Below are 26,760 nucleotides of genomic sequence, written 5' to 3'. Positions count from 1 at the left end.
GAGGTGACGACCATGGCCACCACGCTTGCCAAGGCTGCCGAGGGCACCGTAGCGGAGCAGTACGCGCACGCCGCCCGCATCGAGCACGTCTCGAAGTCCTTCTCCGGCCCGGCCGGATCGCAGCTCGTCCTGGACGACATCAGCCTCGATGTCGCTCCCGGAGAGTTCGTCACCATCCTGGGGGCCTCGGGGTGCGGCAAGTCCACCCTGCTGAACCTGGTCGCGGGACTGGACAAGCCGTCCGCGGGGTCCATCGAGACCCCCGGCGGCCGTCCGGCCCTCATGTTCCAGGAGCACGCCCTCTTCCCGTGGCTGACCGCGGGCAAGAACATCGAACTGGCCCTGCGGCTGCGCGGGGTGGCCAAGGCCGAGCGCCGTCCGGAGGCCGAGCGGCTGCTGGAGCTGGTCCGCCTCGGCGGTTCGTACGGCAAGCGCGTCCACGAGCTGTCGGGCGGCATGCGCCAGCGCGTGGCCCTCGCGCGGGCCCTCGCGCAGGACAGTCAACTGCTGCTGATGGACGAGCCGTTCGCGGCCCTCGACGCGATCACCCGCGATGTGCTGCACGGTGAGCTCACCCGCATCTGGGACGCCGCGAACACGAGCGGCTCCGCCGCGGGCAACCTTTCGGTCCTTTTCGTCACGCACAACGTGCGCGAGGCCGTGCGGCTCGCCCAGCGCGTGGTCCTCCTCTCCTCCCGGCCCGGCCGGATCGCGAAGGAATGGACCGTGGACATCCCGCAGCCGCGCCGCATCGAGGACGCGGACGTCGCGGAGCTGTCCCTGGAGATCACTGAACACCTGCGTGGGGAGATCCGCCGTCATGGCCAGCACTGACACCACTCCGAAGGCCGCGGCCAGGGGCAAGGCCGACGACCTGGCCGGCCTGGAGGCGGGCCTCGACGCCCTCGACGCGATCGAGACCCACCGCACCCCGGTCCGCGAGGTCCTCGTCAAGAAGATCCTGCCCCCGCTGCTGGCCGTCGGACTCGTCCTCCTCGTCTGGCAGATCCTCGTCGCGGCGGAGGTCACCGACGAGACCAAGCTCCCCGCCCTCTCCGCCGTGTGGGACAGCCTGGCCGACATGTGGGCCAAGGGCACGCTGCTGGAGGTCATCTGGACCAGCGTCTCGCGCGGTCTGCTCGGCTTCCTGATGGCCTTGGCCATCGGCACCCCGCTCGGCCTGGTCGTCGCCCGGGTGAAGTTCGTCCGCGCCGCGATCGGTCCGATCCTCCAGGGGCTGCAGTCCCTGCCGTCGGTGGCCTGGGTGCCCCCGGCCGTGCTCTGGTTCGGCCTCAACGACGCCATGATGTACACGGTGATCCTGCTGGGCGCGGTCCCGTCCATCGCCAACGGCCTCGTCTCCGGCATCGACCAGGTCCCGCCGCTGTTCCTGCGGGCCGGCCGGACGCTGGGTGCGACCGGCCTGCGCGGGGCCCGGCACATCGTCATGCCGGCCGCGCTGCCGGGCTACCTGGCCGGCCTGAAGCAGGGCTGGGCCTTCTCCTGGCGCTCGCTGATGGCCGCCGAGATCATCGCCAGCTCCCCCGACCTGGGTCTGGGCCTGGGCCAGCTGCTGGAGAACGGCCGCAACAACATCGACCTGCCGGGCGTGTTCCTCGCGATCCTGCTGATCCTGGTGGTCGGCATCGCCATCGACCTGTTGATCTTCAGCCCGGTCGAGCGGTGGGTCCTGCGCAGCCGCGGCCTGCTGGTCAAGAGCTGAGCGGGCCGTGTACCGCGCACGACCCGTCCTGCTGGTCATCGCCCACGGCAGCCGCGACCCTCGGCACGCAGCGACCGTGCACGCCCTCACCCGGCGCGCGCGGGCGCTGCGGCCCGGGCTGCGGGTGGAGACGGCCTTCCTCGACTTCAACGCCCCGCGCGTCGAGCAGGTCCTGTCCGCGCTGCACGCCTCGGGCGTACGGGAGGTCGTGGCCCTGCCGCTGCTGCTGACGCGGGCCTTCCACGCGAAGGCGGACGTCCCGGCGGCGCTGTCGGAGTCGGCGGCCCGGCTGCCGGGGCTCGCCGTGCGGGTGGCCGAGGTCCTCGGCCCGTCCCCGCTCCTGATCTCCGCCCTGGAGCGCCGGCTCGCCGAAGCCGGCCTCACCCCGGCGGACCGCGCCGGCACCGCCGTGGTGCTCGCGTCCGCCGGCTCCTCGGACCCGGAGGCGATCGCAGTGATCGCTGAAACCGCGCGGGAGTGGCGGCACACCGGTTGGTGCGCCGTGCGGCCTGCGTTCGCCTCCGCTGCCCTTCCCCGTACGGAGGACGCCGTACGGGAACTGCGGGCCGAGGGCCACCGCCGCGTGGTGGTTGCCCCGTACGTCATCGCGCCCGGCCGGCTCCCGGACCGCATCCTGGCGGGTGCCGGGGCGGCCGGCGCGGACCTGGTGTCGGACGTCCTGGGCCCGGCCCCGGAACTGGCCCGCCTGCTGCTGCGCCGCTATGACGGCGCCGTCGCCGCTCCGGCGCGCGCCGCCACCCTCGCGGCCTAGGCCGGCACGGCCCGGCCCCGGTCGGCGTCCGGGGCCGGGTCCGCGCGGAGCCCGTAAGGCCCGAGCGGCGGTCCCGATCGGGCGTGCCCGCACGGCACCGGCCCGCGGGTCAGGTGCGGGCCGCGGCCTCGTCCGCCAGGGCGGTCAGGTCCTCGATGGACATCGCCCCCGGCGGCAGGCCCTCCCGCGCGAAGATGTTGGCCGCGTGGCGCAGCACGTCGTTCACCGGGGTCGCCACCCCGTGCATGCGGCCCAGCAGGGAGATCTCCCCGTTGAGGTAGTCCGCCTCCACCGTGCCCGTCCCCCGCGCCAGGCTCTGCCACGACGAGCCGCCGCGGACTCCGGCGGGCTGCTCCACCTTGCCGTCGCGGGCCGTCGACTGCTCGGCCTCGGAGGCGTACGGGACGCCCGCGGCCTGGAAGGCGGCCTTCGCCTCGCGGACGGCGCGCAGCAGCAGGGCGCCCTTCGCCGGTGCGGGCTCGGGGCCGGTGGTCGCCTGGACGGCGTTGCCCAGGTTGCCCAGCAGCTTCGCGTACTTCCAGCGCATCACGTCCTCGACGACCGGCGCCTCGAACCCTGCCTTCGTGAGGTCCGCGGCGACCGCCCGGGCCACCGCGTCCGCGCCGCCGGCCGCCCGGCCCAGGTGCAGGATGCCCGTCAGCGGCGCGCACAGCGCCGAGACCACTCCCGGTTCCAGGAAGGTGGAGGGCAGCCACACGCACACCCCGTACACCCGCGCGAAGCGCCGCAGGGCGAGCCGCTCGCTCTCCACGCCGTTCTGCGCGCAGAGCACCGGCAGCCGCTGGGCCGCCGTGCCGCCGCCCGCGACCTCCGCGTCGCCCCACGCGTCGAGCGCGGCGATCGCGTCCTGGGTCTTCACCGTCAACAGCAGGACGTCGTCCGGGCGCAGCTCGCCGAGTTCGGCCGGGGCGCCGACGACGGGCAGCCGGTGCACCCGGGTCCCCCCGGCCGTCGTGAGCCGCAGCCCGTCCGCCCGGAGGGCCTGGGCGTGCGCGCCGCGCGCGACGAGGACGACCTCGCCGCCCGCCTCCGCGAGCCGTCCGCCGATGGTGGCGCCCACGGCGCCCGCGCCGATGATGATGTACCGCATGCCACGAGCCTGGCACATCCGGCGCCCGGTGGTGGCGGCGGGGCGGACGCCCGTCAGGTGCCGGTCAGCTCCACGAGCTTGACGACCGTGTTCCAGTTCCGGGTGGTCGCGTCGACGCCCTTGACGACGGCCGGCTTGGCGAGGGCCTCGGCCAGTCGGGAGCGGCCCAGGCCGTCGGGGGCGTAGAGGTACAGGACGCGGTCGCCGATCCGGTACTCCTCCGGGAGGTACGCCGCGGCGTCGATCGCGGCGAACCGCTCCTCGCCGGGCTGCTCGGAGAAGAAGGTCGCGTGGAGCTGGCGGCCCTCCAGCTCGGCGGCCGGGAACGGGCAGGCCTCGGCCACGGCCCGGAGGTGGGCCCCGTCGACGACGAGGCAGGGCACCCGGAAGCCGAAGTGGGCCTCGATGGCCGTCTCCAGCTCCCGGGCGAGCGCCGCCGGGTCCTGCCGCGCGCTGCCGAAGACGGCGTTGCCGCTCTGCAGGTACGTCCGCACCTCCTCGTGGCCGAGCCCCTCCATCACGGAGCGCAGCTCCGCCATCGGGACCCTCTTGTTCCCGCCGACGTTGACGCCGCGCAGCAGCGCCGCGTACCTGTGTGTCCTGGCCTTCGTCATGGGGGCACCCTAGAGGGCGGCTGTGACAGTCCGGCCGCGGCGGTTCGGCCGTGACGGCCCGGCTTCGGCGCTTCGGCTACGGCAGTTCGGCCTCGATGAGGTCGGCGGCCCGCGCCGTGCCGCCCTCCGCGGCCATCTGCTCGCGTACGGCCGCGCAGCGGGCCGCCACCTCGGGGTCGGCGACCAGGGAGAGGACCGCCTCCCGGAGGGTCGCGGCGTCGGCCTCGGCCATCGGCACGTGCCGGGCCACGCCGAGCGAGACGAGCGTGTCGGCGTTGCCGAACTGGTCGACGGCCTGCGGGACGGCCACCATCGGGGTGGCGGTGGCGAGGCCCTCCTGGCTGCCGCCGGCTCCCGCGTGGGTGATGAAGGCGTCGGCTTGGCGCAGGACGTCCAGTTGGGGGACCCAGCGGTGGACCTCGACGTTGGCGGGGACCGCTCCGAGCTCGGCCTCGTCGGTGAACCTGCCGATCTGCAGGACGACGTGCCAGTCGGGCTGGTTCCCGAAGGCCTCGACGCAGGTGCGGTAGAAGGCGGGCTGCTTGGTGAAGGTGGAGCCGAGCGAGACCAGCAGCACCTTCTTCCCCTCGGCCGACTCCGGGCGCCGCCAGTGTCCCTGGGCCTCCGTGCGGTCGCCCTGGCAGGCGCCGACGAAGCTGTGGACCCGGGGGTCGACGCGGTCGGCGTGCGGCTGGAGCGCCCGGGGGATCAGGACGATGCTGCGGCGCGGGCGGCCCTGGAACCGGTCGACCCGGTCGTCGAGGCCGTTCTCCGCCAGCCAGGCGGCGAACCTGGCGTAGTACGCCCGTCCGCGCTCGGAGGCCTTAAGTTCGGCGAACGCCGGTCCGGCGATCTCCTCCTCGTACCCCTCCCAGGCGACCAGGGTCGGGGAGAGCGAGACGGCGGGGACGCCCCAGCGGTGCGCGAGGACGGGTGCCGGATAGGCGGCGATGTCGTGGATGACGAGGTCCGGCTCGTCACCCTCGAAGGCGGCCGCGAGCTGCGGGAGGGCCTGCACGGCGTCGTCGAGGAACGGCTCGACGGCGTCGATGAGCTCGGTGCCCCAGGCCTCGGGGTCGTCGTCGGTGGGAAGGGTGGATCTCCAGACCACCGGGGTGGCCCCGGTTTCCGCGATCCGTTCGGCGAAGGAGGCGGGGACGGCGTAGCTGACGCGGTGGCCCCGTGCGACGAGCTCCCGGATCACCTCGATGCTCGGGTTCACGTGCCCGTGGGCGGCGATGGAGAACATGGCGATGTGGGCGGGCTTGGCTGCGGTCATGACCCGACTGTAACGAGACGAGACGTCTCGTGCAATCGCTTTCGGCGGGCAGCCCGGACGACGAGCCCCGCCGCCGGTACCGGCGACAGCCTCAGCGCTGGTACCGGGCCAGCACCCGGTTGCCGTCCTCCACCAGCCGTTCCTCCAGTTCCGCGAGGCCGATCGCCCCGCTGTAGTACTCCTGGAGCGCCGGCGTCGCGACCTTGTCCTTCCACTCGGGATAGCCGCGCACCGACGGGGCGGGAGCCGGCCGCAGCCCCGCGGCGAGCGCCGCCCCGGTGGCCCATCCGAGGTCGGGGGTGTGCAGCGCCGGGTCGGCCAGGGCCTGCGTACCGGTCGGCAGCATCCAGTCGCCGCGGGCCAGGCGGACCGTGTTGGCGGGACTCAGCAGGAAGTCGACGAAGGCCGCCGCCTCCTTCTTGTACGGGCTGTCCCGGGCGATGGAGAGGGTCTGCGGGCTCACCCCCTGCGCCGGGCCGCCGGGCCCGGCCGGGGGCGGCAGCACCTCCCAGGCGAAGCCCGCAGGGGCCTGGCGGACGATCTGCTGGCGGTAGGCGAACCCGAGCGGCACCATCGCGTACTTCCCGCCGAAGAAGCCGGGCAGCGTGTCGGAGCCGCCCATCCCGAGGGTCGCGCGGGAGGCGCTGCGGTCGGTGTCGAGCGTGGCCCGGATCGTGGCGGGGACGACGGCGTCGCCCTCGGTCCAGCGGATGACGGCCTTCCCGTCCGGTCCGCGGTGGAAGAGCCGGCCGCCGGCGGACAGCCCGAGGTTGAGGGTCGCCGAGACGGGGTCCTTCAGCGGCCAGGCCACCCCGTACCGGCCCTCCCCGGTGAGCCGCCGGGCGGCCGCACGGAACTCCTCCCAGCTCCAGGGGGCTTCGGGGGTGGGCACGCGGACCCCGGAGGCGCGCAGCAGGGCGCTGTTGGCGATCAGGACCCGGGGCTCCTGGAGGAAGGGGACCCCGTACACCCCGCCGTCCGCGCCGAAGGTGGTGGTCTGCCAGCTCGCGGCCGGGATGTCGGCCCGCAGCCGGTCGGAGAGCAGCGGCCGCAGGTCGGCGAGGTAGCCGCCGTGGGCGAAGTCGGCGAGGTCGTCGGAGGCGTCGTGGATGACGTCGGGGGCCTCCCCGCCCTCGAAGGACGTCAGCAGCTGGTCGTGGACGCTGCTCCAGCTGCCCTGGACGTACTCGACCCGGACGGCGGGGTGGGCGGCGTTCCACTCGGAGACCAGGGCCCGGGTGGCGTCGACGGACTCCTTCTGCCAGGCGAGCGACTGGAAGCGCAGCCGGACCACTGCGGCGCCGCCGCGGCCGCCGCCCTCCCCCGCGGAGCAGCCGAGCAGTCCGGCCAGCAGGGCAAGCGCCGCGCACGCGGGGCCCAGGCGCCGGCGCGCCGGCATCAGCTCTTCACCGCCCCGGCCAGCATGCCGCCGGTGATCCGCTTCTGGATGACCGAGAAGACCACGAGGGAGGGCAGGGTCGCGAGGAAGGCGGCGGCGGCGAGCGGGCCCAGGTCGGCGGCTCCCTCGGCGCCCAGGAAGTGGGTCAGGACGACCGGCAGCGTCTGCTGCCGCGGGGTTTTGAGGAGGACCAGGGCGAAGAAGAACTCGTTCCAGGCGGTGACGAAGGCGAACAGCGCGGTGGCGGTGATCCCCGGCGCCAGCAGGGGCGCGACCACCGAGACCAGGGTGCGCAGCCGTCCGGCGCCGTCCATGGCGGCCGCCTCCTCCAGCTCCGGCGGCACGGCCCGGACGTAGCCGGTCAGCATCCACAGCGCGAACGGCAGCGACCAGACGACGTAGACCAGGATCAGGCCGGGTACCGAGTTGACGAGGTGGAGGCTCTTCAGCACCAGGAACAGCGGGATGATCACCAGGACGAAGGGGAAGGCCTGGCTGACGACGACCCAGCCGGTGGCGGCGGCGGACAGCCGGCCGCGGCGGCGGGCGAGGACGAAGGCCGTCGGGGTGGCGAGGAGCACCGCGATCACGGCGGCGCACACCGCGGCGGTCAGGCTGTTCAGGGCCGCGTGCAGCAGCGGCTGTTCGGCGAAGGCCTGGCGGAAGTTGCCGAGGGTGGGGTCCCGCGGGATCCAGCCGGGGTGCGGGCTGCCGAGCTCGCGCGCCGGTTTGAGGGCGGTGGAGAGCAGCCACAGGAACGGGAACACCAGGAAGACGAGGTAGGCGCTGAGCGCCGCGTACTGCCCGGCCCGCGCGGCGGACCGGCCGCGGGCGCGGCGGCGCGGCGGACCCGTCCCGCCCGGGTACGCGGGACTCCGGGCCGGCGGCTCCTCCCGGTACGCGGGACCCCGGGCCGGCGGTACCCGCCCCGGGCGGTCCGGCCCCGAGCGGTTCTGCTCCGCACGGTCCCGCCCCGCGCCGTTCCGCCCCGCCCGGTCCCGCCCCGCCGCCGTCCCCTCCATCAGTCCCCGCCCTTCCTCAGCCGGCCCGCCAGGAACACGGCGAGCAGCACGGAGACCGCCGCGACCATCACGCAGCCCATGGCGGCGGCGTACCCGAACTGGCCGTAGCGGAAGGCCTCCTCGTACGCGAACAGCATCGGCAGCCGGGTCCGGCCGCCGGGACCACCGCTGGTCAGGACGTAGACCAGGGCGAAGGAGTTGAAGTTCCAGATGAGATTGAGCGCGCAGACGGCCAGGGCCACGGGCCTGATCGCCGGCCAGGTCACGGCCAGGAAGCGGCGCCAGGCGCCGGCGCCGTCGAGGGCGGCGGCCTCGTGCAGCTCGTGCGGGGTGTTCTGGAGGCCGGCCAGCAGGGCGACCGTGGTCTGCGGCATGCCCGCCCAGACCCCGACCACGACGACGGCGGGCAGGGCGGTGCCCGGACCGCTGAGCCAGTCGGTGTCCCCGCCGAGGCCGAGGCCGGACAGCGCTTCGTTCAGCACCCCCGCGTCGGGGTGGTAGACGAGCCGCCACATGACGGCGACGACCACCTCGGGCATCGCCCACGGGATGATCGCCAGCGACCGGGCCAGCCAGCGGAAGCGGAGGTTCTGGTTGAGCAGCACGGCGAGGCCCAGACCCAGCAGGAACTGCGGAACGGTGACGCCCACCGCCCACAGCAGGCCGATGCGGAAGGACTCCCAGAAGAGCCGGTCGTGGAGCAGGTCCTGGAAGTTCAGCAGCCCCACCCACCGGGTGGTCGCGGTCCGGCCGGACTGGGCGTCGGTGAAGGCGAGGGCGATGCCGTAGAGGAGCGGGCCGACGCTGAGCAGCAGGATCGGAATCAGTGCGGGCAGGACCAGGAACCAGGCCCCGTGGTCGGCGCGCGGGCCCGCCGGCCGGTCCGGCTCCCGCGTGCTCGGCGCCCCGCGTGTCTGCGGGGCCCTGACGGCTGAGGTCACCCTGCACCCGCCTTCCGGGTGGACCATCCGGATCTGCCTCGGCCATCGTCCGCAGGCCCTGATGGCACGTCAAGGCGCCGCACACCGGGATGCGAGACTTGGCGGATTCACGACGGTGTCCGGCGATCCGGCGAGGGACGAGACGAGCGGCATGGACGAGGCGCAGGCCAGGGACGTACTGAAGGCGGCGGGCCTCACGGGGCCGCCGACCCTCCTGGCGTTCGGCGAGAACGCCGTCTTCGCCGTCGGGGACCTGGTGGTCAAGGTGGGTCGGGAGGCGGCGCTGCTGGAGCGCGCCGAACGCGAGCTCGCGGTGGCGGCGTGGTTCGCCGCGTCCGGCATCCCCGCGGTCCGCGCGGCCGAACCGCAGCCGCGACTGGTGGACGGGCGTCCGCTGACGCTGTGGCACCGGCTCCCGGACGCGGTCCGGCCGGCGGCCCCCGGGGACCTCGCGGCGCTGCTGCGCGCCGTCCACGCCCTGCCCGGGCCGCCGTTCGCCCTTCCGGCGCGGGACCTGCTGGGCGGGGTCGAGCGCTGGCTGCGGCTGGCCGGTGACGCCGTCGACCCGCAGGACGCGGCGTACCTGCGGGCCCGGCGCGACGCCTACGCCGGCGAGCTGGCCGCCCTGACCCCGCACCTGGCCCCGGGCACGGTCCACGGCGACGCGCTGCCGCGCAACGTCCACGTGGGCCCGGACGGCCCCGTCCTGGTCGACCTGGAGACCGTGTCGGCGGACCTGCGCGAGCACGACCTGGTGGTGATGGCCCTCTCCCGCGACCGGTACGGGCTGCCGGCGTCGGCGTACGAGGAGTTCGTGACGGCGTACGGGTGGGACGTCCGGGACTGGGCGGGCTGCGCGGTCCTGCGCGGCGCCCGCGAGACGGCCAGCTGCGCCTGGGTCTCCCAGCACGCCCCGGCCAATCCGGCCGCCCTCGCGGAGTTCCGCCGCCGGGTGGCCTCCCTGCGGGACGGCGACCGGGAGCTGCGCTGGCACGCCTTCTAGGCCGTCCCTTCCGGATCGCGGCGGGCCGCCGCGGTCCGCAGGAGACGGCCCGGGCCACAGCACCGGGCGGCCCGGCCCGCCCCGGCCCGGGACGGACCCTCAGGCCGGGGCGAACTGCCGCAGCGGCCAGGCCGTGTCGATCACGGCGTCCGGGGTGCCCCGTCCGCGCAGGTACGACTGGAAGTCCCGGGCCCAGCGCGCGTGCCAGGTGCCCTGACGGTCGTGCAGGTCGGCAGGGGTGAGCGAGGCCACCTCCGGGTGGCGGGCGGCTATCGCGCGGGCCACCTGGACCGCGGCCAGCGCGTCCGCTCCCGCGTCGTGCGCGGCGTCGAGGGTGACCCCGTAGACCCCGCAGACCGCCTCCAGCGTCCGCTTGCCGCGCCGGTAGCGGTCGACGGCCCGGTCGATGGTCAGCGGGTCGACCACCGGGCCGGTATCCGCCCCGCCGAGCCGCTCGGCGAGCGAGGGCAGACCGTGCCGGGCCAGCTCCGCCGCCAGCAGCGTCAGGTCGAAGGCCGCGTTGTACGCGACGACCACGGCGCCCCGGCGCCAGTGCCCGACCAGGGCGTCCGCGATCTCGTCCGCGACCTCCCGGACCGGGCGGCCCTCCGCGACGGCCCGCTCGGTGCTGATCCCGTGGATCGCCGAGGCCTGTGCGGGAATGGCTATCCCCGGGTCGGCGAGCCAGCCGCGCCGCTCGCGCACCTCGCCGGCCCGCACCTCCACCACGGCCGCCGTCACGATCCTCGATTCCCCCGGCTCCGTGCCGGTCGTCTCCAGGTCGAATCCGATCAGCACACCGCCGTGCCAGTCCCCCGTGCCGTGCCAGTCCTCCACCCCGTGCCCCTCCCCCATACGCCTTCGGTCATCGGCTTTCAGCCTGACACGGGGCACTGACAGACCCGCCGCCGGGGCGGTCGGCCGGGCCGCGGCTCCGGTCGGGGAAGGCCCTCGGGCGCCCGCCGGAGCGGGCAGGTGGGCGGGCGGGCGGGGCGGCCGCGGGCGGGCGGGACGCGGCTCCGCCACGGGTCCCCCTCGTGTCACGACACCGGCCGGGAGTCCTCCCACACCGACTCGAACTCCTCGCGGTACGTGGTGAACAACCCGTGCTCGGAGTCCTTCGGCACCCCGCGCCCGCCGCCGCGCAGGACCAGCACCGGCGCCTCCATCCCCCGGGCCCGCCGCAGGTACGACTGGACCACCGCGATCCCCGAGGACTCCCCCTCCACCAGGTAGGCGGTGAAGCGCGGGGTCTCGTCGAAGACGTGGATGTCGAAGCGCGAGGGGTCGCGCAGGCCCGCCCTGACCCGGCGCACGTGCAGGATGTTCATCTCCACCGAACGGCTCAGCTCGCCCTTGCGCAGCCCCAGCTCGCGCTCGCGCCGCTTGACCGCGCTGCTCGCCGGGTTGAGGAACACCAGCCGCACCCGGCAGCCCGACTCGCTGAGCCGGACGAGTCTTCGGCCCGAGAAGTTCTGGACGAGCAGGTTGAGGCCTATGCCGATGGCGTCGAGGCGCCGCGCGCCGCCGAAGAGGTCCTCCGCCGGGAGCTGCCGCTGGAGCCGCACCCGGTCCGGATGGACCGAGATGACGTCGGCGTACCGGTCGCCCACCAGGTGCTCGACGGCGTCGATCGGCAGGCGGTCCGCCGAGGGGCTGCCCGCGCCGCCGCCCAGGACCTCCAGCAGCCGCGCCGAGGCCCGCTCCGCCTGCTCCAGCACCGCGCGCGACAGCGCCCGGTTGCGGGAGACCACGTTCCGCGTGACCTCCAGCTCGTCCAGGGCCAGCTCGATCTCGCGCCGGTCGTCGAAGTACGGCTCGAAGCAGGGCCAGTGCTGGACCATCAGCTCGCGGAGCTGGGGCAGGGTCAGGAAGCTCAGCACGTTGTCGTCGGCCGAGTCCAGGAGGTAGCCCTTGCGCCGGCTGACCTCGCGCACGGCGACGGCCCGCTGCACCCACTCCTGCCCCGCGGGTCCCGCGGCGGCGACCACCCAGTCGTCCCCGCCGTGCACCGGGTCGTAGACCGGCCGCAGCACCGCGCCCACCACCGCGCGCAGCCGCTGCTCGATGAGGTTCAGCCAGATGTAGGCACGACCCGCCCGCTGTGCCCGCGTACGGACCTCGCTCCAGGCGTCCGCGCCCCAGTCCAGCCCGGCTCCGGCCCGGACGCCGCCGGCTTCCGCCGGTCCGCCCGCCAGGGAGACCGCCCCGGCCGGAACGCCGGCCGCGCCGCCTGCCGCGGCGTCCGCCGGGCCACCCTCGTGACCGCTGTCACCAGGGGGCAGCTCCAGACCTCCCGAGCTCACCCGTGCACCGCCTTCTGCGTCTGGACGCCCGTCTCCAGTGATCACGGAAGGGTACTCCGCGCGTGCGGCCCGATGCAGCCCGATGGTCCGTACACGGGCCGCCCGTTGACCCATTGTCCGATGTCCGCACCGTCCGCCGAACCGACTGTCAGCTCTACGGGTCACCCGGTAGGACCAACCCAAGTCCACGCGTGGGATCTCTCTTTCGGGGAAGATCTGGCAGTGACGTGGTCCAGTCGGATCAGCCGGGACATCCTCCGACAACGCGGGAAGAGTCGTTATCTATGCAGGTCTGGCCTGGACAGGCGTATCCCCTGGGCGCCACTTACGACGGCGCCGGCACCAACTTCGCGGTCTATTCCGAGGTCGCCCAGCGCATCGAGCTGTGCCTCCTCCACGACGACGGCTCGGAGACCGCCGTGGAGCTGCGCGAGACGGACGCCTTCGTCCGGCACGCGTACCTGCCCGGCATCATGCCGGGCCAGCGCTACGGGTTCCGGGTGCACGGCCCCTACGAGCCCGAGCGGGGGCTGCGCTGCAACGCGGCGAAGCTGCTGCTGGACCCGTACGCGCGGGCCATCGCGGGCGACATCACCTGGGGCGAACAGGTGTACGGCTACCATTTCGGCCGTCCCGACTCGCGCAACGACCTGGACTCCGCCCCGCACACCATGAGCTCGGTGGTGGTCAACCCGTACTTCGACTGGGCCGACGACCGGCCGCCGCGGCACCAGTACCACCACACCGTGCTGTACGAGGCCCACGTCAAGGGTCTGACCATGAGCCATCCCGACCTCCCGGAGGAGCTGCGCGGCACCTACGGCGCGCTCGCCCACCCGGCCGTCATCGGGCACCTCACCAAGCTCGGGGTGACGGCGCTGGAGCTGATGCCGGTCCACCAGTTCGTCCACGACCACCGGCTCGCCAACGACAAGATGAGGAACTACTGGGGCTACAACACCATCGGCTTCTTCGCCCCGCACAACGGCTACGCCTCGGGCGACCGCGGCCAGCAGGTGCTCGAGTTCAAGTCGGCGGTCCGGGCCCTGCACGAGGCCGGGATCGAGGTGATCCTCGACGTGGTCTACAACCACACCGCCGAGGGCAACCACCTGGGGCCTACGCTCTCCTTCCGCGGGCTCGACAACGCCTCGTACTACCGGCTGGGCGACGACCCCCGCCACTACACGGACACCACCGGCACCGGGAACTCGCTGCTGATGCGCTCCCCCCACGTGCTCCAGCTGATCATGGACTCGCTGCGGTACTGGGTGACCGAGATGCACGTGGACGGCTTCCGCTTCGACCTCGCGGCGACGCTGGCCCGGCAGTTCCACGAGGTGGACCGGCTCTCCTCCTTCTTCGACCTGGTGCAGCAGGACCCGGTGGTCAGCCAGGTGAAGCTGATCGCGGAGCCCTGGGACCTGGGCGAGGGCGGCTACCAGGTGGGCAACTTCCCGCCGCTGTGGACCGAGTGGAACGGCAAGTACCGCGATACCGTGCGGGACCTGTGGCGCGGTCAGCCGCGCACGCTGGCGGAGTTCGCCGGGCGGCTGACCGGCTCCTCGGACCTCTACCAGGACGACGGCCGGCGCCCGCTGGCCTCCATCAACTTCACCACCTGCCACGACGGCTTCACCCTGAACGACCTGGTCTCCTACAACGAGAAGCACAACGAGGCCAACCTCGAGGGCAACCGGGACGGGGAGACCCACAACCGGTCCTGGAACTGCGGGGTGGAGGGGCCGACGGAGGACCGCGAGGTCCAGGAGCTGCGCGAGCGCCAGATGCGCAACTTCATCGCGACGCTGATGCTGTCGCAGGGCGTGCCGATGCTCAGCCACGGCGACGAGTTCGCCCGGACGCAGGGCGGCAACAACAACGCGTACTGCCAGGACAACGAGCTGGCCTGGGTGAAGTGGCCCGATCCGGACGAACCGGCGCCGCCGCTGCTGGAGTTCACCCGGCAGATGGTCTGGCTGCGGCGCGACCACCCCGTCTTCCGGCGGCGGCGCTTCTTCCACGGCCGGCCGGTGGAGGGAACCCACGACGAGCTCTCCGACATCGCCTGGTTCACCCCGTACGGCGAGGAGATGAAGGCCCGGGACTGGCAGGCCCAGCACGCGAAGGCGCTGACCGTGTTCCTCAACGGGGAGGCCATCTCCGAGCCGGGGACCCGCGGCGAGCGGATCACCGACGATTCGTTCCTGCTGATGTTCAACGCCGGTGCCGAGCCGCAGGACTTCACCGTCCCGGTGGGGCACGGCGCTCAGTGGCTCCTGGTCGTGGACACGGCGCGGGCGGACGTGCTGCCACCCGGTACCGGGCCGCGGTTCGCGGCGGGGGACCGGGTGGCGCTGGCGGGGCGGTCGCTGGTGGTCCTTCAGCGGCCCGCGTAGGCGGTGGGCCCCCCGACGGCCGGGGAGCCCGACTGCCGGGCCGGGGCGGGGGCGCCGTCGTGGACCCGGCCGGAGGGCACCCGGGTCGTGAGGGCGAGGGCCAGGCACAGCGCGGCCGCCCCGACGACCATGGCAAAGGCCGCGGAGGGCCCGTACGACTCGGCGAGCCGTCCGGCGAGCGGGAGGGCGAGCGCCTGCCCGGCGACGAGGGAGCTGGCGGCGAAGGCCGTCGACTCGGTGAGCCGGGCCGGTTCCACGACCCGTTCCGTGAGGGCGAACGCGGTGATCAGGTGCGGGGCGTAGGCGGCCCCGAGGACGGTGACGACCAGGTACAGCGGCCACAGCGTCTCGGTGAGGAGCAGCGGTACGGAGAGCACGAGGGCGGCGGCCGTGGCCACCCGCCACCGCAGCCGCAGCCCGAAGCGGTCCGGGAGCGCGCCGAGCGAGATGCCGACGGCGGCGCTGACGACGCCCATGGCGGCGTACACGACGGCGGCCTGCTCGGGTACGCCCAGCCGGAGGGTGAGGGCGGCGATCCCGGCCTGGCAGGCGCCGAACATGGCCCCCTGGAGGGCGAGGGAGCCGCGGACGGCGTGGACCACCCGCGGTTGGCGGACCCGGTCCGCCTTCGCGGTGGGCGGCCGCGCGGGGCCCCCGGCCGTGACGGCGGCGGTCGGGTGCAGCGCGTAGGCGGTTCCGAAGACGGCGACGAGGACGGCGGCCCCGCCGAGGGCGATGGCGGGGTGCGCGACGATCGAGGCGAGTCCGACGAGGGCCGGGCCGAGGACGAAGGAGACCTCGTCCAGGGTGCCTTCGAGCGAGTGAACGGCGCCCACGACGCTCTCCTCGGACTCCGCGCGGCGCGCCAGGGCCACGGCGCGGGTGCGGGCGAGCGGCCCGATCAGCGGCACGGAGGCGCCGGCGACGGCCCCGATGGCCGCGAGCGGGGCGGTGGCGAGGTGGCCGAGGGCGCCCGCCACGAGCGCGGCGGTCGCGACGGCGTTGACCGCGGCGGCGGACAGGACGACGACCCGCTGTCCGCGGCGGTCGGCGAGCCGGCCCAGGAGGGGCCCGGCGAGCACCTGTCCGCAGGATAGGCTGCCGCCCACGACGGCGGCGGTGGCGATCGATCCGCTGGTCTGGGCGACCAGCAGGACGCTGCCGAACTGGGACATCGCGACGGGCAGTCGGGCGAGGAACGAGACGAACGGGAGGAGGGGCCCGGTCAGGGCGATGACGTGTCGATAGGTGTTGACGGTTCCAACCACTCGAGCGACATTAACGCGGTGCAGTCACCCGGATGCATGGGGTGATGGCACGGAATCCGGCAGGCTGGGTACGTACGTTCTCATGAGCCAGCAGCCGTCACGCATCCCACCGGAACCTGACGTTCCGCCGTCCTCCGCCCCCGCGTCGACCTACCGCCTCCAGCTCCGTCCCGAGTTCCCCTTCGACGCGGCCGCGGCCGCCGTGCCGTACCTCGCCTCCCTCGGCGTGTCGCACCTGCACCTCTCCCCCGTGCTGGAGGCGGTCCCGGGCTCGGCCCACGGGTACGACGTCACCGACCACTCCCGGGTGCGGGCCGAACTGGGCGGCGAGGCGGGTCTGCGCGCCCTTGCCGCGACCGCGCGGGCGCACGGACTCGGCCTGGTCCTGGACATCGTGCCGAACCACATGGCGGTGCCGACGCCGCTGCGGCTGAACCGGCCGCTGTGGGAGGTGCTGCGGGACGGCCCGGACTCCCCCTTCGCCCGCTGGTTCGACATCGACTGGGAGGCGGGCGGCGGTCAGGTGCTGCTGCCGGTGCTCCCCGGACCGGCCGGGGAGTGCGACCTCAGGGTCGACGGGGACGTGCTGCGCCACGGGGAGCAGGAGTTCCCGCTGCGCAAGGACACCGCAGGGCTGGAGCTGCCGGAGCTGCTGGCCGCGCAGTGGTACCGGCCGGCCTCGTGGCGGGAGGCCCGCACCTCGCTCAACTACCGCCGCTTCTTCACCATCGCGGAGCTGATCGGGGTCCGGGTGGAAGATCCCGAGGTGTTCGCGGCCACCCACGCCAAGGTGCTGGAGCTGGTACGGGACGGGGTGGTGGAGGGGCTCCGGATCGACCACGTGGACGGGCTGGCGGACCCGGGGAGGTACCTGCGGCGGCTGCGCGAGGCCGTGGGCCCCCGCTGCTGGGTGGTGGTGGAGAAGATCCTGGCCCGCCGGGAGCGGCTGCCGTCCGGGTGGCCGGTGGCGGGAACCACCGGGTACGACGCGCTGCACCGGGTGGACGGCGTCTTCGTCGATCCGGCGGGCACCGCGGAACTGGCCCGGCAGTACCGGGACTTCACCGGAACGCCCCCGTGGGAGCAGGAAGCCGAGGCCTGCGCACGGCAGGTGCTGACCGGGGACCTGGCCGCCGAGCTGGCCGCCCTGGAGCGCATGGCCGGTCCGGATCTCGGCGCCGCGGTGCGGGAGCTGCTCGTCGCCTACCCGGTCTACCGGCCCTACCCCGAGGCACCCGAGCCCGACCCCGGGGCGGTGGAGCGGGCGGCCGCGGCGGCCGGCGCGGGCGCGGTGTCCGCCGTACGGGAGCTGCTGCTGCACGATCGCGCCTTCGCCGCCCGCTTCGCCCAGACCTCGGCGGCGCTGCGCGCCAAGTCCCTGGAGGACCGCGCCTTCTACCGGTACGCCCCGCTGCTGTCGGCCACCGAGGTCGGCGGGGAACCGGGAGAGCCCGCCGTGTCCGTCGAGGAGTTCCACGCGTACTGCGCCGCGCTGGCCCGGGACTGGCCCGGGTCCGGGACCGTACTGTCCACGCACGACACCAAGCGCAGCGCGGACGTCCGGGCCCGGATCGCCGTCCTGTCGCAGGCGCCGCGGGCCATGGGCCGCCCCGCGGGTCCCGATCCGCAGCTGGCCTGGGTGGCCCGGCAGACCGCGCTCGGCCTGGGGGACGCCCCCGAGGCCCCGGCCCGCCTGGAGGAGGCCCTGCTCAAGGCGGTCCGCGAGGCCGGCCTGCACACCAGCTGGACGGAGCGGGAGGAGGCGTACGAGGCGACCGTCCCGGACTACGCCCGTACCGGCGGCGAGCTCCCGCCGGAGCTCGCGGGGGCGGTCCGGGCCAACCTCCTGGGCACGGCGCTGCTGCACCTGGCGATGCCCGGGGTCCCGGAGGTCTACCAGGGCGCCGAGACCGAGTACCGGGCCCTGGTCGACCCCGACAACCGGCGTCCGGCCCGCTTCCCCCGCGGGGACCTGGCCCGCCTGGACGCGGGGGCGGCGCCGGACGGCCCGGCGCAGGAGAAGCTCGCGCTCACGGCTGCCGTGCTGCGGCTGCGCCGGGCCCGGCCCGGGCTCTTCGCCGGGTATGCCCCGCTGACCGCCCGGGGCCCGGCGGCGGAGCACTGCCTGGCCTTCGCCCGCTCCCCGGGCCTGGTCGCGGTGGCCACCCGGCTCGCGCACCGGCTGGACGGGGCGGGGGGCTGGCGGGGCACCGTGCTCCCGCTGCCGCCGGGCCGGTGGGTGCCGCTGCCCGTGCGGGAGGGCTCGTACGGGGGGCCGTACGCCGGGAAGGCGCCCCTGGAGGAGCTGCTGTCCGCCTGGCCCGTGGCGCTGCTGGTCCGCCAGGAGTAGCCCGGCGGCGGCGGGCGCCGGTCGGGGGGCGGCGCCCCCGGACCGGTCCCGCGCCGCGCGCGCCGGGCGGGTGGCCGCGCGCCCCGGACGGGTGTGCGAGGACCGGCGGCTCGGCCGGGGAAGGGGGCGTGGCCAGGGGATTCTCGGGAGATTCGGTGAAGTCGGGAGGCGCCCGGAGCAGTAGGGGGCGTGCCGGGCGGGCATGGCATCCCTTGTGACCCTCCTCCGTGACATGCACTACCCCACACCGCACGAACTCGCCCTGGCCGCCCGCGTGCTGGTGGACGAGAACCCCGGCCCGGTCCGGCTCCGCCAGGTCGGCGCCTCCCGGGCCGGGCAGCCCCTCTGGGTGCTGTCCGTCGACTCCTGCGGCACCGGCGCCGGGGCCGGCGCCGGTCGCAACGTCCTGGTCGTCGCGGGCGCGCACGCCAACGAGCCCGTCGGGGGCGCGACCGTGCTGTCGCTCGCCCGGCGGCTGCTCCGCGATCCGGCGCCGCGGGCCGGTTGCGGCTGGCACTTCCTGCTCTGCGCCGACCCGGACGGCGCGGAGCTGCACCGCACGCCCCGCCCGTACTCGCTGCTCGACTACCACCGGAACTTCTTCCGGCCGCCCGGCCCCGAACAGCCCGAGTGGGCGCCGTCCTTACTGCCCCCGGACCGGCTGCCGCCCGAGACGCTGGCCCTGACCGCCCTGATCGACGAGCTGCGGCCCGTCCTCCAGGTCTCCCTGCACGCCACGGACCTCGGCGGCTCCTGGGTGCAGCTGACCCGCGACATACCCGGGCTCGCCGAGCCGTTCGCCAAATCGGCCGCCGAGCTGCACATCCCGGTGGAGAACGGAGCCTCGGACGCGTCCGGCTGGCCGTCCCCGGGCCCCGGGATCTTCGTGATCCCGGCTCCCGGCACGGAGGCGGCCGGGACCTTCCACCCGGAGGAGACCCGGCTCAGCACCTGGTACCACGCCCACCGGTACGCGGGCACCACCGCGATCGTCGAGGTCCCCATGTGGGCCTCGGACCTGGTGGGCGACCCGGCCCCGCACCCCGACCCGCGCGGCGCCCTGCGGGTGCTCGCAGGACGCCTCACCCGGGACACCGCGCTGGTGTCCCGGGTGCGGGACGGGATACGGCCGGGGCCGCCGCCGTACGGGGACCCGGACGCGGCGGCGCTGCTGCGCGCGGTGGACTGGACGCTCGCGCTGATCCCCCGGATCGCCCTCGACTGGACCGGGGAGGGGGCTCCCGCGGAGGCCTCGGCGGCGTACGTCGCCAGCATCGACGCCTTCGGGCGGCGGCTGTCCCTGCGGGCCGCCGCGATGCTGCTGCGGGTGCTGCGCGCGCGGGGCGACGAGGCCGCGCCGGGGCTGGACCGCCTCGTCACGGGCTGGTGCGAGGAGTTCGCGGCCCGGTTCCAGGCCCGCTGGGTTCCGGTGGCCACCCAGGTCGAGCACCAGTCCCGTACCGTCCTGGCCACGTACGAACGGCTCGCGGCACGCTCCGGCTAGCCCGGCGCCGGCGCCGGTTCCGGGGTCGGGGCGCCGGGGCCGGAGGGCGTCCAGGAGTACCGGCGCCTGGGGGCCCCGGTGGCGCCGAGCCGGTCGTAGTCGTGCTCGTGGACGAGCTCGACCAGACGGGGGAAGTCCTCGGGGCGCGCTCGGCGCACGGACGGCGTGTGTTCCACGCCCGCCATCCTGCGCGCCGGGGCCCTCACCGCGCACCCCCGGGGGCCTCTCGTCAGTTCGCCGACAGCCGGAAGGTCATCTTCCCGAAGCCGATCTGGTCCCCCTCCCGCACCACCGCCGAACCCGTCACCCGGTGCCCGTTCACGGTGGTCCCGTTGGTGGACCCGAGGTCCTTGAGCACCCACAGCCCGTCCCGCAGCGCGAGCTCCGCATGCGCCCGCGAGACGGTCTCGTGGGTCAGCCGCAGGCCGCTGCGCGGATCGCGGCCTATCAGCAGGACCCCCGTGCTCGGGTGCGGCAGCAGCAGCGCGGGCAGTCTCTCCGCCGCCCAGGCGCGCCGGACGCCGACACCCACCGCGGAAACCCGGCCCACCCACCCGAACAACCGGCGGGTCCAGGCACCTTCGGCGGCGCTCCGGCCCTCCAGGTCGGCGGTGAGCACGGCGAGGTCCTCGGAGCGCCTGGCGACCAGGGCCAGTTCCATCCGCCGCAGGAAGGTGTCATGGGACAGCTTGCCGAGGGCGGCGCCCTCCCTGAGCTGGCCCAGCGCCCGGTCGCGCTCGGCGTCGGAGAGCCGCGGCGCGGGAAAGGCGGGGAACTCGAAACTGGACGTCACAGGGTGATTGTCGGCCCGTCGGGGCCGGAGTGTCCAGAACTCCCCCGCCGGGCCCGGAATGATGGGCAGGATACGCATGCTGGACACCGCCGGAGACGAGGGGACCGTCCGTGCAGTTCGAGGTGTGGGCACCACTGACAGGTCATGTCGCCTTGCGACTCGACGACGCGACGTACGACATGGCACCGGATCGGGGCCGAAACGGCTGGTGGGTGGCGCAGGCCCCGGCCTCCGACGGGAGCAGGTACGGGTTCCTCCTGGGCGACGACCCCCTCCCCCGGCCCGACCCCCGCGGGCGGCGGCTGCCCGACGGGCCCGACGGCCTGTCGGCGGTGGTCGACTTCGAAGCGCTCGCGCCGCGGGGCGCCCCGCACCCGCGGATCCCGCTCCAGGACGCCGTCCTGTACGAGCTGCACATCGGCACCTTCACCCCCGAGGGCACCTTCGACGCGGCCGCCGCCCGGCTGGGACACCTCACCTCCCTCGGCGTCACGCACGTGGAGCTGATGCCGGTCTGCTCCTTCCCCGGCCGGCACGGCTGGGGGTACGACGGGGTCGCCCCCTGGTCGGTGCACGAGCCGTACGGCGGTCCGGCCGGGCTGGCCCGCTTCACGGCGGCCGCCCGTGAGGCCGGCCTCGGCGTGGTGCTGGACGTGGTCCACAACCACCTCGGCCCGTCCGGGAACCACCTCCCCGCCTTCGCCCCGTACTTCACCGACACCCACCACACCCCCTGGGGCGCGGCGGTGAACCTGGACGCGCCCGGCTCCGACGAGGTGCGCGCGTACCTCCTCGGCAGTGCGCTGGCCTGGCTGCGCGACTACGGGATCGACGGGCTGCGCCTGGACGCCGTGCACGCGCTGGCCGACGAGCGGGCGCTGACCTTCCTGGAGGAACTGGCCGCGGCCGTGGACGAGCTGGCCGCGGAGACCGGCCGGCCGCTGTTCCTGATCGCCGAGTCCGACCGGTGCGATCCGCGCACCACGGCTCCGCGCGCCGGCGGCGGGCTGGGTCTGCACGCCCAGTGGAACGACGACTTCCACCACGCCCTGCACTGTGCGCTGACCGGCGAGTCCCAGGCGTACTACGCCGACTTCGCCGAGGCGCCGCTGGCCGCCCTCGCCAAGACGATGACGCGGGCGTTCTTCCACGACGGCACCTGGTCCTCCTTCCGGGGCCGTGCCCACGGCCGCCCGGTGGACCGCCGCCGCACCCCGGCCCACCGCTTCGTCGGCTACACCCAGACCCACGACCAGATCGGCAACCGGGCCCTCGGCGACCGGCTCGCCGCCACCCTCTCCCCCGGGCTGCTGGCGTGCGCCGCGACGGTGGCGCTGACCGGGCCGTTCGTACCGATGCTGTTCATGGGCGAGGAGTGGGGCGCGGGCACCCCCTGGCAGTACTTCACCGACCATCCCGACCCGGAGCTCGCCGAGGCCGTACGGACGGGCCGGCGCCGGGAGTTCGCCGCGCACGGCTGGAAGGCCGAGGAGATCCCCGACCCCCAGGACCCGGCCACCCGGGACCGCTCCTGCCTGGACTGGACGGAGCCCGGCCAGGGCGGCCACGCCCGCCTGCTGGCCTGGTACCGGACCCTGGTCGCGCTCCGCCGCACCCATCCGGACCTGCGGGACCCGGACCTCGCGGCGGTCCGGGTCGCCCACGACGAGGAGCGCCGCTGGCTGACCTTCCGGCGGGGCGACGTGCGGGTCGTCGTGAACCTCTCCCCGGATCCGGCGACGATCGCCCTGGGGCGCAACGGCGTGCGGGTGCTGGCCGCGTGGGAGCCGCTGGAGGAGCCCGGGGCGGACGGCCGGGTGCACGTACCGGGCGAGTCGGCGGTCGTCCTCGGGCCGTGACGGCGGACCGCGCGGGCGGCGGTCTGCGCGGGCGGCGGTCTGCGGCTCGTGCGTGGTGCCGTCGAGGACGCGGCCGGTGCCGTCGAGGACGGGGCGGGCAGAAAGGCGCCTCCGCCCTCTGGCGGACGCGCGTAGACCTGGGCCACCATCCTCCTTGCCGGTCCATACGCCGGGCACACCCCGCACTGCCGTCCCCCCTGTCACGGCCATCAGCAGGAGGCAACCCCATGAGACTCCGCTCGGTCCTCACCTCGCTCGGCCTCGTCCTGGGCGCACTGGTCGCCCCCGGAGTAGGCGTCATCGGCGGCGCCACCGCCGCGCACGCGGCCACCAAGATCAGCCATTCCACCGCGACCTCGATGTTCCGCAGCTCCGGCATCACCTGGTCCTCGTCCGGCGGCTGCTCCAACCGCAACAACCCGACCTGCACGTCCTTCGACCAGCTCAACCTCGCCACCGCACAGGGCGCCCAGACGCTCAGGAGCGCCAGCGGCTGCGCCCTGAACATCACCGGCGGCACGGAGACCGGCCACGCCGACGGTACCTACTCGCACTGGAACGGCTACAAGCTCGACTTCGGCAAGAGCACCTGCGTCACCACCTACGTGAAGAACACGTTCACCTACATCGGTGTCCGCGGTGACGGCGCCCCGCAGTGGAGGTCCGGCGCCGGCAACGTCTACGCGGACGAGGGCAACCACTGGGACGTGACCTTCTACAACTGCGGCGGCTGCTGACCCCGCACCGCGAGGCGCGCCGGGCGGGCGCCCCCTCCACGACGTCCACGACTTCCGGAGAGGGCTCCGTCCGTCGAGGCGGTGGCCGCCCCCGCGGGGGCGGCGGGCCGGGCCGGGGCGGAGGGCCCGGCGGCGGGATAAGGCGTCGCGGAACCACCCGGCCGATCGGCTATGCTGTGCATGCACATCGAACGGGTGGTCCGCCACCCTTCGTGGTGGGTGTAGCTCAGTTGGTAGAGCACCTGGTTGTGGTCCAGGTGGCCGCGGGTTCAAGTCCCGTCACTCACCCTGTTGAAACCCGTGAGGGGTACGAGGTCCGCCTCGTACCCCTCACGGGTTTTCTGCGCGCCCGCCCTCCCCTCCCCCACCCCGCGACGGGGACCCCGATGTCCCACTCGGCACGCAGGCCGAACGGCAGAACCGGCGACGGAGATCATCCGGCCGGGGCGCGGTCGCACCGAGGATCGTCCCGCGAGCGGCGCCCGCCGGGGCCGCACGGCCCGCTCCCTCACGGGTCGTGACGAAGGGAATTCGACAGGTAGTAATTAGGTGAATACCTGACTGAATTCCCGTCAATAGACCCTCCCTGATTATTTCGATTCAATAACGACGTCACCTTGAAGGCCTGGACCATTACCGCCACTCGTCCTCAACTTACCTTTCCCTTACGGTAATTGAGTGTTCGTCAAATCCGCCTCATAGGTAACGGAATGATTTCCTGGGGCGCCCTCCCGTTTGTCCGAATTCTCCGGCGCATCCGTCTGGCAGGCTTCCGCGGACCCAGTCACTCCGATCAGGATTTGAGGTGCGCATGACAGGGAATCGCAGACGGGCGGAACACCGGCGCAGACCCCGGCGGTTGGTGCTGCTGACCGCCGCCACCGCCACGGCGGCGGTGATCGCCGCCGGTATCGCCTACTCCGGGATCGGGGACGGCGCCCAGGCGGCCTCCACCGCGCAGGCCGCGGGGGCCGACGCGGCGGTGGCCGTACCGGCCGCGGCGGCCGCCCGGGACGAGGAGCCGGCCCCGATCGCGGGCGCGCCCGCCAACGAGCACGCCCGCGGCATGGTGTACGACGGCCTCCAGGCGGCCCCGAAGGGCGACCGGTGCGTCGGCGTCTACCGCACCGGCGCAGGCCTGTGCACCCACGGGCCCGACGCCCCGCCCAAGGGCGTCGACATCAAGAAGGAGATACCCCCGGCCGTCGCCGTCACGGCGGCGGCTGCAGATCCCGCCCGCCCCGCGGCCGAGGACCCGGCCACCACCGAGGGCGGCGGGCGTCCTCAGGACGCGCCCGCCGCCGACGCCGGCTCCGCCAAGGCCGTCGCGGCCGCCCCCGCTCCCGCCGCAGCACCCTCGGCCGGCGAGAAGGCGGTCGCCGCCGGTCCGGCCGGCCAGACCGTCCAGTGCGACGGCGACGGCAGCACCGGCAACCGCGTCCAGGTCGTGTACGTGCACGGCCCCGGCAAGGACCGCTTCTCCCAGTACGCCGCCTCGTTCCGCAAGTGGGCCGCCGACGCCGACCTGATCTACTCGGCGAGCGCCCAGGAGACCGGCGGAGTGCGCCACATCCGCTACGTGACGGCGGCCGACTGCACGCCGACGGTGCTCAACATCGAGCTCCCGGACTCGGCGCTGTCCGAGTTCAGCGCGACCAACGCGGCCCTGGCCGCTAAGGGCCTGGACCGCCGGGACCGCAAGTACATGATCTTCGCGGACACGCAGGTCTACTGCGGCATCGGCACCTTCAACGGCGACGAGCGGCCCGGTCAGGCCAACCTGAGCAACTTCGGCCCCTCCTACGGCCGTACGGACTCCGGCTGCTGGGGCGGGCACACCGCCGCGCACGAACTCGGGCACAACCTGGGCGCGGTGAACAACAGCGCGCCCAACACCAGCCTGGGCGCGCACTGCACCGACGAGTTCGACGTCATGTGCTACTCGGACTCGCCGAACTACCCGAAGATGCGCAACGTCTGCACCAACCAGGCCGCCGAGAACATCCTGGACTGCAACCACGACGACTACTTCCACACCAGTCCCAAGGCCGGCAGCTACCTGTCCACGCACTGGAACATCGCGGACAACCAGTTCCTGATGAAGGCCAAGGGCGGCGGCGGGGGCGGCACCGACCCCGGGCCGAACCCGAGCCCGACCCCGAGCCCGACGAAGAAGCCCTCGCCGACGCCGACCAAGAAGCCCGGTGGCGGGCCGGCCGTGACGGCCGCCCAGATCCAGTCCACCTCGGCGGTCGTCAGCTGGCCCAAGGTCGAGGGCGCCGCCTGGTACCAGGTGCTCATCAACGGCAAGCACCTGACGTGGGTCCAGGCTCCGGTGCTGCGCGTCTACAACCTCCAGCCGGACACCTCGTACTCGGTGACCGTGTCGGTCCGCGACGGCTCCGGGCGTGACAGCGGGCCCGGCAGGGCGGCGGCGTTCAAGACACCCAAGGCGGGCGGTGGCGCGACGACCCCCGGCAGCCGGTACACGCTCGGCAACGGCAGCTCCGGCATGGCCGCCGAACTGTGGGGCGGCCGCACCGCCGACGGCACCGTGCTCGTCGGATCGCGCGCCAACGGGTACGCGCAGCAGCAGTGGTACTTCGACGACGCGGGCAACGGCCTGGTCCGCATCCGCTCGGCGGCGTCCGGCAAGTGCCTCCAGCCGGGCGGGAACCCGACGGCGGGCATGTGGATCGCCCAGCAGCAATGCGGCAACGGCGCGGCGCAGGCCTGGAAGACGACGTCCCGCGGTGGCGCGGTGGTCGTCACGGATGCGGGGGGCGGCTTCGCCCTGACCGTGAGCCGCCGCCCCTACTACGGGAGCTGGCTGCTCGAACTCCAGCGCGCGGACGGCGGTGCGGCGCAGCTGTGGACCGTCCAGAAGGCCGGCTGACGGCCTGAACCGCCCCTCCCACCCCGGCGGACGGCCTCCCCTGAAGGCCGTCCGCCGGCCCCTCCTCCCCACCCGGAGCACCGCAACGATGCGCACACGAACCGCTTTCCCGGCCCTCCCGGCCGCACTGAGCCACCCGGCCGCACTGAGCCTCCTGGCCGCCCTGGGCCTCCTCTTGCTGGCGCCCGCCACCGCCCTGGCCCACGGCGACACCGTCAAGGTGGTCGTCACCGGGCAGCGCGAGGGCCGCGTCACGGCCGACGTCACCTGGGAGAACGACGGCGACGCCGTCGACGAGGCGGTCGCCGCCACCGTGAACGCGGTCAGCGCCGACGGCGCCCCCCGGTCCCTCGGACCCTGGCGCCTGATCCGCGACCCCCTCGCGCCGCCCTCCGGGTGGACCACCGCCGAAGCCCTGCCGCCGGGCGCCTGGAAGGTCAGCGTGGACGTGGGCTTCCCCGCCCTGGGCCACGGCGAGCTCGAATTCGGCGTCCCCGTGGTGGATCCTGCGCCGGCCACCGGCGGCACGGCCGCCGTCCCTCCCGTGGCCGCGCCCGCCGCGTCCGTGTCGGCTCCGGCGCCGGCGCCGGCCACGGCCGCGGCCGCTCCCGCGCCCGCCGCTTCGGAGCCCGAGCAGGATTCGGCCACCACCTCCGGCCCCGCCCTGTGGTGGACCACGGCCGGCGTCGCGGTGACCGCCCTGACCGGTGCGGCGGCCGGCGTCCTGCTGCGCCGCCGCCGCGCCCGCCGCATGCGCTAGTGCGGTGACCGGTCACAGCACTAG

Annotated in this window: 21 protein-coding genes, 1 tRNA gene and 1 pseudogene; 12 read left to right on the top strand and 11 right to left on the bottom strand. The window is 74.5% G+C overall.

Annotation, left to right across the window (positions count from 1 at the left end):
- The first annotated feature begins 12 nt into the window (after positions 1–12).
- Genes ACFWU6_RS25215 through ACFWU6_RS25205 form a run of 3 tightly spaced genes read left to right on the top strand, consistent with a single transcriptional unit; the run spans position 13 to position 2,495 of the window.
- On the top strand, positions 13–834 hold the full coding sequence (locus ACFWU6_RS25215; protein WP_383811213.1) for an ABC transporter ATP-binding protein: 822 nt from the start codon (positions 13–15) through the stop codon (positions 832–834).
- A complete protein-coding gene (locus ACFWU6_RS25210) occupies positions 821–1,723 on the top strand; it encodes an ABC transporter permease (RefSeq protein ID WP_383811216.1) in 903 nt (300 codons plus the stop codon). Before ACFWU6_RS25215 ends, ACFWU6_RS25210 begins: the two co-directional genes overlap by 14 nt.
- Before the next feature lie 7 nt (positions 1,724–1,730).
- Entirely contained in the window at positions 1,731–2,495 is a 765-nt protein-coding gene (locus ACFWU6_RS25205; RefSeq protein WP_383811219.1) for a sirohydrochlorin chelatase, read from the top strand.
- 109 nt (positions 2,496–2,604) lie between these two features.
- On the opposite strand, the gene ACFWU6_RS25200 is transcribed toward ACFWU6_RS25205, so the two are convergent.
- The 6 genes and pseudogenes from ACFWU6_RS25200 to ACFWU6_RS25175 all read right to left on the bottom strand — a co-directional run bounded on the left by ACFWU6_RS25200 (position 2,605) and on the right by ACFWU6_RS25175 (position 8,861).
- On the bottom strand, positions 2,605–3,606 hold the full coding sequence (locus ACFWU6_RS25200) for a ketopantoate reductase family protein (RefSeq protein WP_383983188.1): 1,002 nt from the start codon (positions 3,604–3,606) through the stop codon (positions 2,605–2,607).
- 53 nt (positions 3,607–3,659) lie between these two features.
- Positions 3,660–4,220: a DUF1697 domain-containing protein gene (locus ACFWU6_RS25195; RefSeq protein WP_383800237.1), complete on the bottom strand. Its 561-nt coding sequence runs from the start codon at positions 4,218–4,220 to the stop codon at positions 3,660–3,662.
- 76 nt (positions 4,221–4,296) lie between these two features.
- Positions 4,297–5,534, bottom strand: a pseudogene (gene mgt, locus ACFWU6_RS25190) (macrolide-inactivating glycosyltransferase).
- A 56-nt stretch (positions 5,535–5,590) separates the two neighbouring features.
- Positions 5,591–6,898 carry an ABC transporter substrate-binding protein gene (locus ACFWU6_RS25185; protein WP_383983186.1) on the bottom strand — a complete coding sequence of 436 codons (1,308 nt, stop codon included), beginning with the start codon at positions 6,896–6,898 and terminating at the stop codon, positions 5,591–5,593.
- Positions 6,898–7,920 carry a carbohydrate ABC transporter permease gene (locus ACFWU6_RS25180; protein ID WP_383983184.1) on the bottom strand — a complete coding sequence of 341 codons (1,023 nt, stop codon included), beginning with the start codon at positions 7,918–7,920 and terminating at the stop codon, positions 6,898–6,900. Before ACFWU6_RS25180 ends, ACFWU6_RS25185 begins: the two co-directional genes overlap by 1 nt.
- Complete coding sequence (locus ACFWU6_RS25175; RefSeq protein ID WP_383983182.1) at positions 7,920–8,861, bottom strand: carbohydrate ABC transporter permease; 942 nt, start codon at positions 8,859–8,861, stop codon at positions 7,920–7,922. The genes ACFWU6_RS25180 and ACFWU6_RS25175 overlap by 1 nt, the downstream gene beginning before the upstream one ends.
- Before the next feature lie 151 nt (positions 8,862–9,012).
- Here ACFWU6_RS25175 and ACFWU6_RS25170 point away from each other — a divergent pair, with 151 nt between their 5' ends.
- Positions 9,013–9,864 carry a phosphotransferase enzyme family protein gene (locus tag ACFWU6_RS25170; RefSeq protein WP_383800393.1) on the top strand — a complete coding sequence of 284 codons (852 nt, stop codon included), beginning with the start codon at positions 9,013–9,015 and terminating at the stop codon, positions 9,862–9,864.
- A 99-nt stretch (positions 9,865–9,963) separates the two neighbouring features.
- On the opposite strand, the gene ACFWU6_RS25165 is transcribed toward ACFWU6_RS25170, so the two are convergent.
- Positions 9,964–10,719, bottom strand: coding sequence for a 3'-5' exonuclease (locus ACFWU6_RS25165; protein ID WP_383800249.1), 756 nt, complete (start codon positions 10,717–10,719; stop codon positions 9,964–9,966).
- A gap of 185 nt (positions 10,720–10,904) precedes the next feature.
- Positions 10,905–12,170, bottom strand: coding sequence for an SAV2148 family HEPN domain-containing protein (locus ACFWU6_RS25160; protein ID WP_383800252.1), 1,266 nt, complete (start codon positions 12,168–12,170; stop codon positions 10,905–10,907).
- 284 nt (positions 12,171–12,454) lie between these two features.
- On the opposite strand from ACFWU6_RS25160, the gene glgX reads away from it, so the two are divergent.
- Positions 12,455–14,569 carry a glycogen debranching protein GlgX gene (gene glgX / locus ACFWU6_RS25155; protein WP_383800255.1) on the top strand — a complete coding sequence of 705 codons (2,115 nt, stop codon included), beginning with the start codon at positions 12,455–12,457 and terminating at the stop codon, positions 14,567–14,569.
- Here the strand turns inward: glgX and ACFWU6_RS25150 are convergent.
- On the bottom strand, positions 14,554–15,837 hold the full coding sequence (locus tag ACFWU6_RS25150) for an MFS transporter (protein WP_383983181.1): 1,284 nt from the start codon (positions 15,835–15,837) through the stop codon (positions 14,554–14,556). The genes glgX and ACFWU6_RS25150 overlap by 16 nt on opposite strands.
- Before the next feature lie 82 nt (positions 15,838–15,919).
- Between ACFWU6_RS25150 and treY the strand changes: the two genes are divergently transcribed.
- Entirely contained in the window at positions 15,920–18,187 is a 2,268-nt protein-coding gene (treY, locus tag ACFWU6_RS25145) for a malto-oligosyltrehalose synthase (RefSeq protein ID WP_383983179.1), read from the top strand.
- Between the two features lie 214 nt (positions 18,188–18,401).
- Positions 18,402–19,691 carry a M14 family zinc carboxypeptidase gene (locus ACFWU6_RS25140; RefSeq protein WP_383983177.1) on the top strand — a complete coding sequence of 430 codons (1,290 nt, stop codon included), beginning with the start codon at positions 18,402–18,404 and terminating at the stop codon, positions 19,689–19,691.
- On the opposite strand, the gene ACFWU6_RS25135 is transcribed toward ACFWU6_RS25140, so the two are convergent.
- Both ACFWU6_RS25135 and ACFWU6_RS25130 read right to left on the bottom strand, forming a co-directional pair.
- Positions 19,688–19,867: a hypothetical protein gene (locus tag ACFWU6_RS25135; RefSeq protein ID WP_383983175.1), complete on the bottom strand. Its 180-nt coding sequence runs from the start codon at positions 19,865–19,867 to the stop codon at positions 19,688–19,690. The genes ACFWU6_RS25140 and ACFWU6_RS25135 overlap by 4 nt on opposite strands.
- A 53-nt stretch (positions 19,868–19,920) precedes the next feature.
- Complete coding sequence (locus tag ACFWU6_RS25130; RefSeq protein WP_383983173.1) at positions 19,921–20,484, bottom strand: FHA domain-containing protein; 564 nt, start codon at positions 20,482–20,484, stop codon at positions 19,921–19,923.
- Between the two features lie 110 nt (positions 20,485–20,594).
- Between ACFWU6_RS25130 and treZ the strand changes: the two genes are divergently transcribed.
- The 5 genes from treZ to ACFWU6_RS25105 all read left to right on the top strand — a co-directional run bounded on the left by treZ (position 20,595) and on the right by ACFWU6_RS25105 (position 26,736).
- Entirely contained in the window at positions 20,595–22,343 is a 1,749-nt protein-coding gene (gene treZ, locus ACFWU6_RS25125) for a malto-oligosyltrehalose trehalohydrolase (protein WP_383800273.1), read from the top strand.
- 227 nt (positions 22,344–22,570) lie between these two features.
- Positions 22,571–23,080: a hypothetical protein gene (locus ACFWU6_RS25120; protein WP_383983171.1), complete on the top strand. Its 510-nt coding sequence runs from the start codon at positions 22,571–22,573 to the stop codon at positions 23,078–23,080.
- 215 nt (positions 23,081–23,295) lie between these two features.
- A tRNA-His gene (locus tag ACFWU6_RS25115) sits at positions 23,296–23,368 on the top strand.
- A gap of 574 nt (positions 23,369–23,942) precedes the next feature.
- Positions 23,943–25,976: an RICIN domain-containing protein gene (locus ACFWU6_RS25110; protein ID WP_383983198.1), complete on the top strand. Its 2,034-nt coding sequence runs from the start codon at positions 23,943–23,945 to the stop codon at positions 25,974–25,976.
- Positions 25,977–26,064: 88 nt separating this feature from the next.
- Entirely contained in the window at positions 26,065–26,736 is a 672-nt protein-coding gene (locus tag ACFWU6_RS25105; RefSeq protein WP_383983169.1) for a hypothetical protein, read from the top strand.
- Positions 26,737–26,760 lie beyond the last annotated feature (24 nt).

It is taken from the genome of Streptomyces sp. NPDC058674, from assembly GCF_042716505.1.
GTDB lineage: Bacteria > Actinomycetota > Actinomycetes > Streptomycetales > Streptomycetaceae > Streptomyces.
This window is presented reverse-complemented; position numbering and strand designations above follow the sequence as displayed.

What these genes read in the sequence shown, in the direction of transcription:
- ACFWU6_RS25185 (WP_383983186.1), bottom strand. Translation starts at nt 6,898, where the DNA reads ATGCCGGCGCGCCGGCGCCTGGGCCCCGCGTGCGCGGCGCTTGCCCTG.
- ACFWU6_RS25170 (WP_383800393.1), top strand. Translation starts at nt 9,013, where the DNA reads ATGGACGAGGCGCAGGCCAGGGACGTACTGAAGGCGGCGGGCCTCACG.
- treY (WP_383983179.1), top strand. Translation starts at nt 15,920, where the DNA reads ATGAGCCAGCAGCCGTCACGCATCCCACCGGAACCTGACGTTCCGCCG.
- ACFWU6_RS25200 (WP_383983188.1), bottom strand. Translation starts at nt 3,606, where the DNA reads ATGCGGTACATCATCATCGGCGCGGGCGCCGTGGGCGCCACCATCGGC.
- ACFWU6_RS25215 (WP_383811213.1), top strand. Translation starts at nt 13, where the DNA reads ATGGCCACCACGCTTGCCAAGGCTGCCGAGGGCACCGTAGCGGAGCAG.
- ACFWU6_RS25120 (WP_383983171.1), top strand. Translation starts at nt 22,571, where the DNA reads ATGAGACTCCGCTCGGTCCTCACCTCGCTCGGCCTCGTCCTGGGCGCA.
- ACFWU6_RS25195 (WP_383800237.1), bottom strand. Translation starts at nt 4,220, where the DNA reads ATGACGAAGGCCAGGACACACAGGTACGCGGCGCTGCTGCGCGGCGTC.
- ACFWU6_RS25165 (WP_383800249.1), bottom strand. Translation starts at nt 10,719, where the DNA reads ATGGGGGAGGGGCACGGGGTGGAGGACTGGCACGGCACGGGGGACTGG.
- ACFWU6_RS25180 (WP_383983184.1), bottom strand. Translation starts at nt 7,920, where the DNA reads ATGGAGGGGACGGCGGCGGGGCGGGACCGGGCGGGGCGGAACGGCGCG.
- ACFWU6_RS25105 (WP_383983169.1), top strand. Translation starts at nt 26,065, where the DNA reads ATGCGCACACGAACCGCTTTCCCGGCCCTCCCGGCCGCACTGAGCCAC.
- ACFWU6_RS25210 (WP_383811216.1), top strand. Translation starts at nt 821, where the DNA reads ATGGCCAGCACTGACACCACTCCGAAGGCCGCGGCCAGGGGCAAGGCC.
- glgX (WP_383800255.1), top strand. Translation starts at nt 12,455, where the DNA reads ATGCAGGTCTGGCCTGGACAGGCGTATCCCCTGGGCGCCACTTACGAC.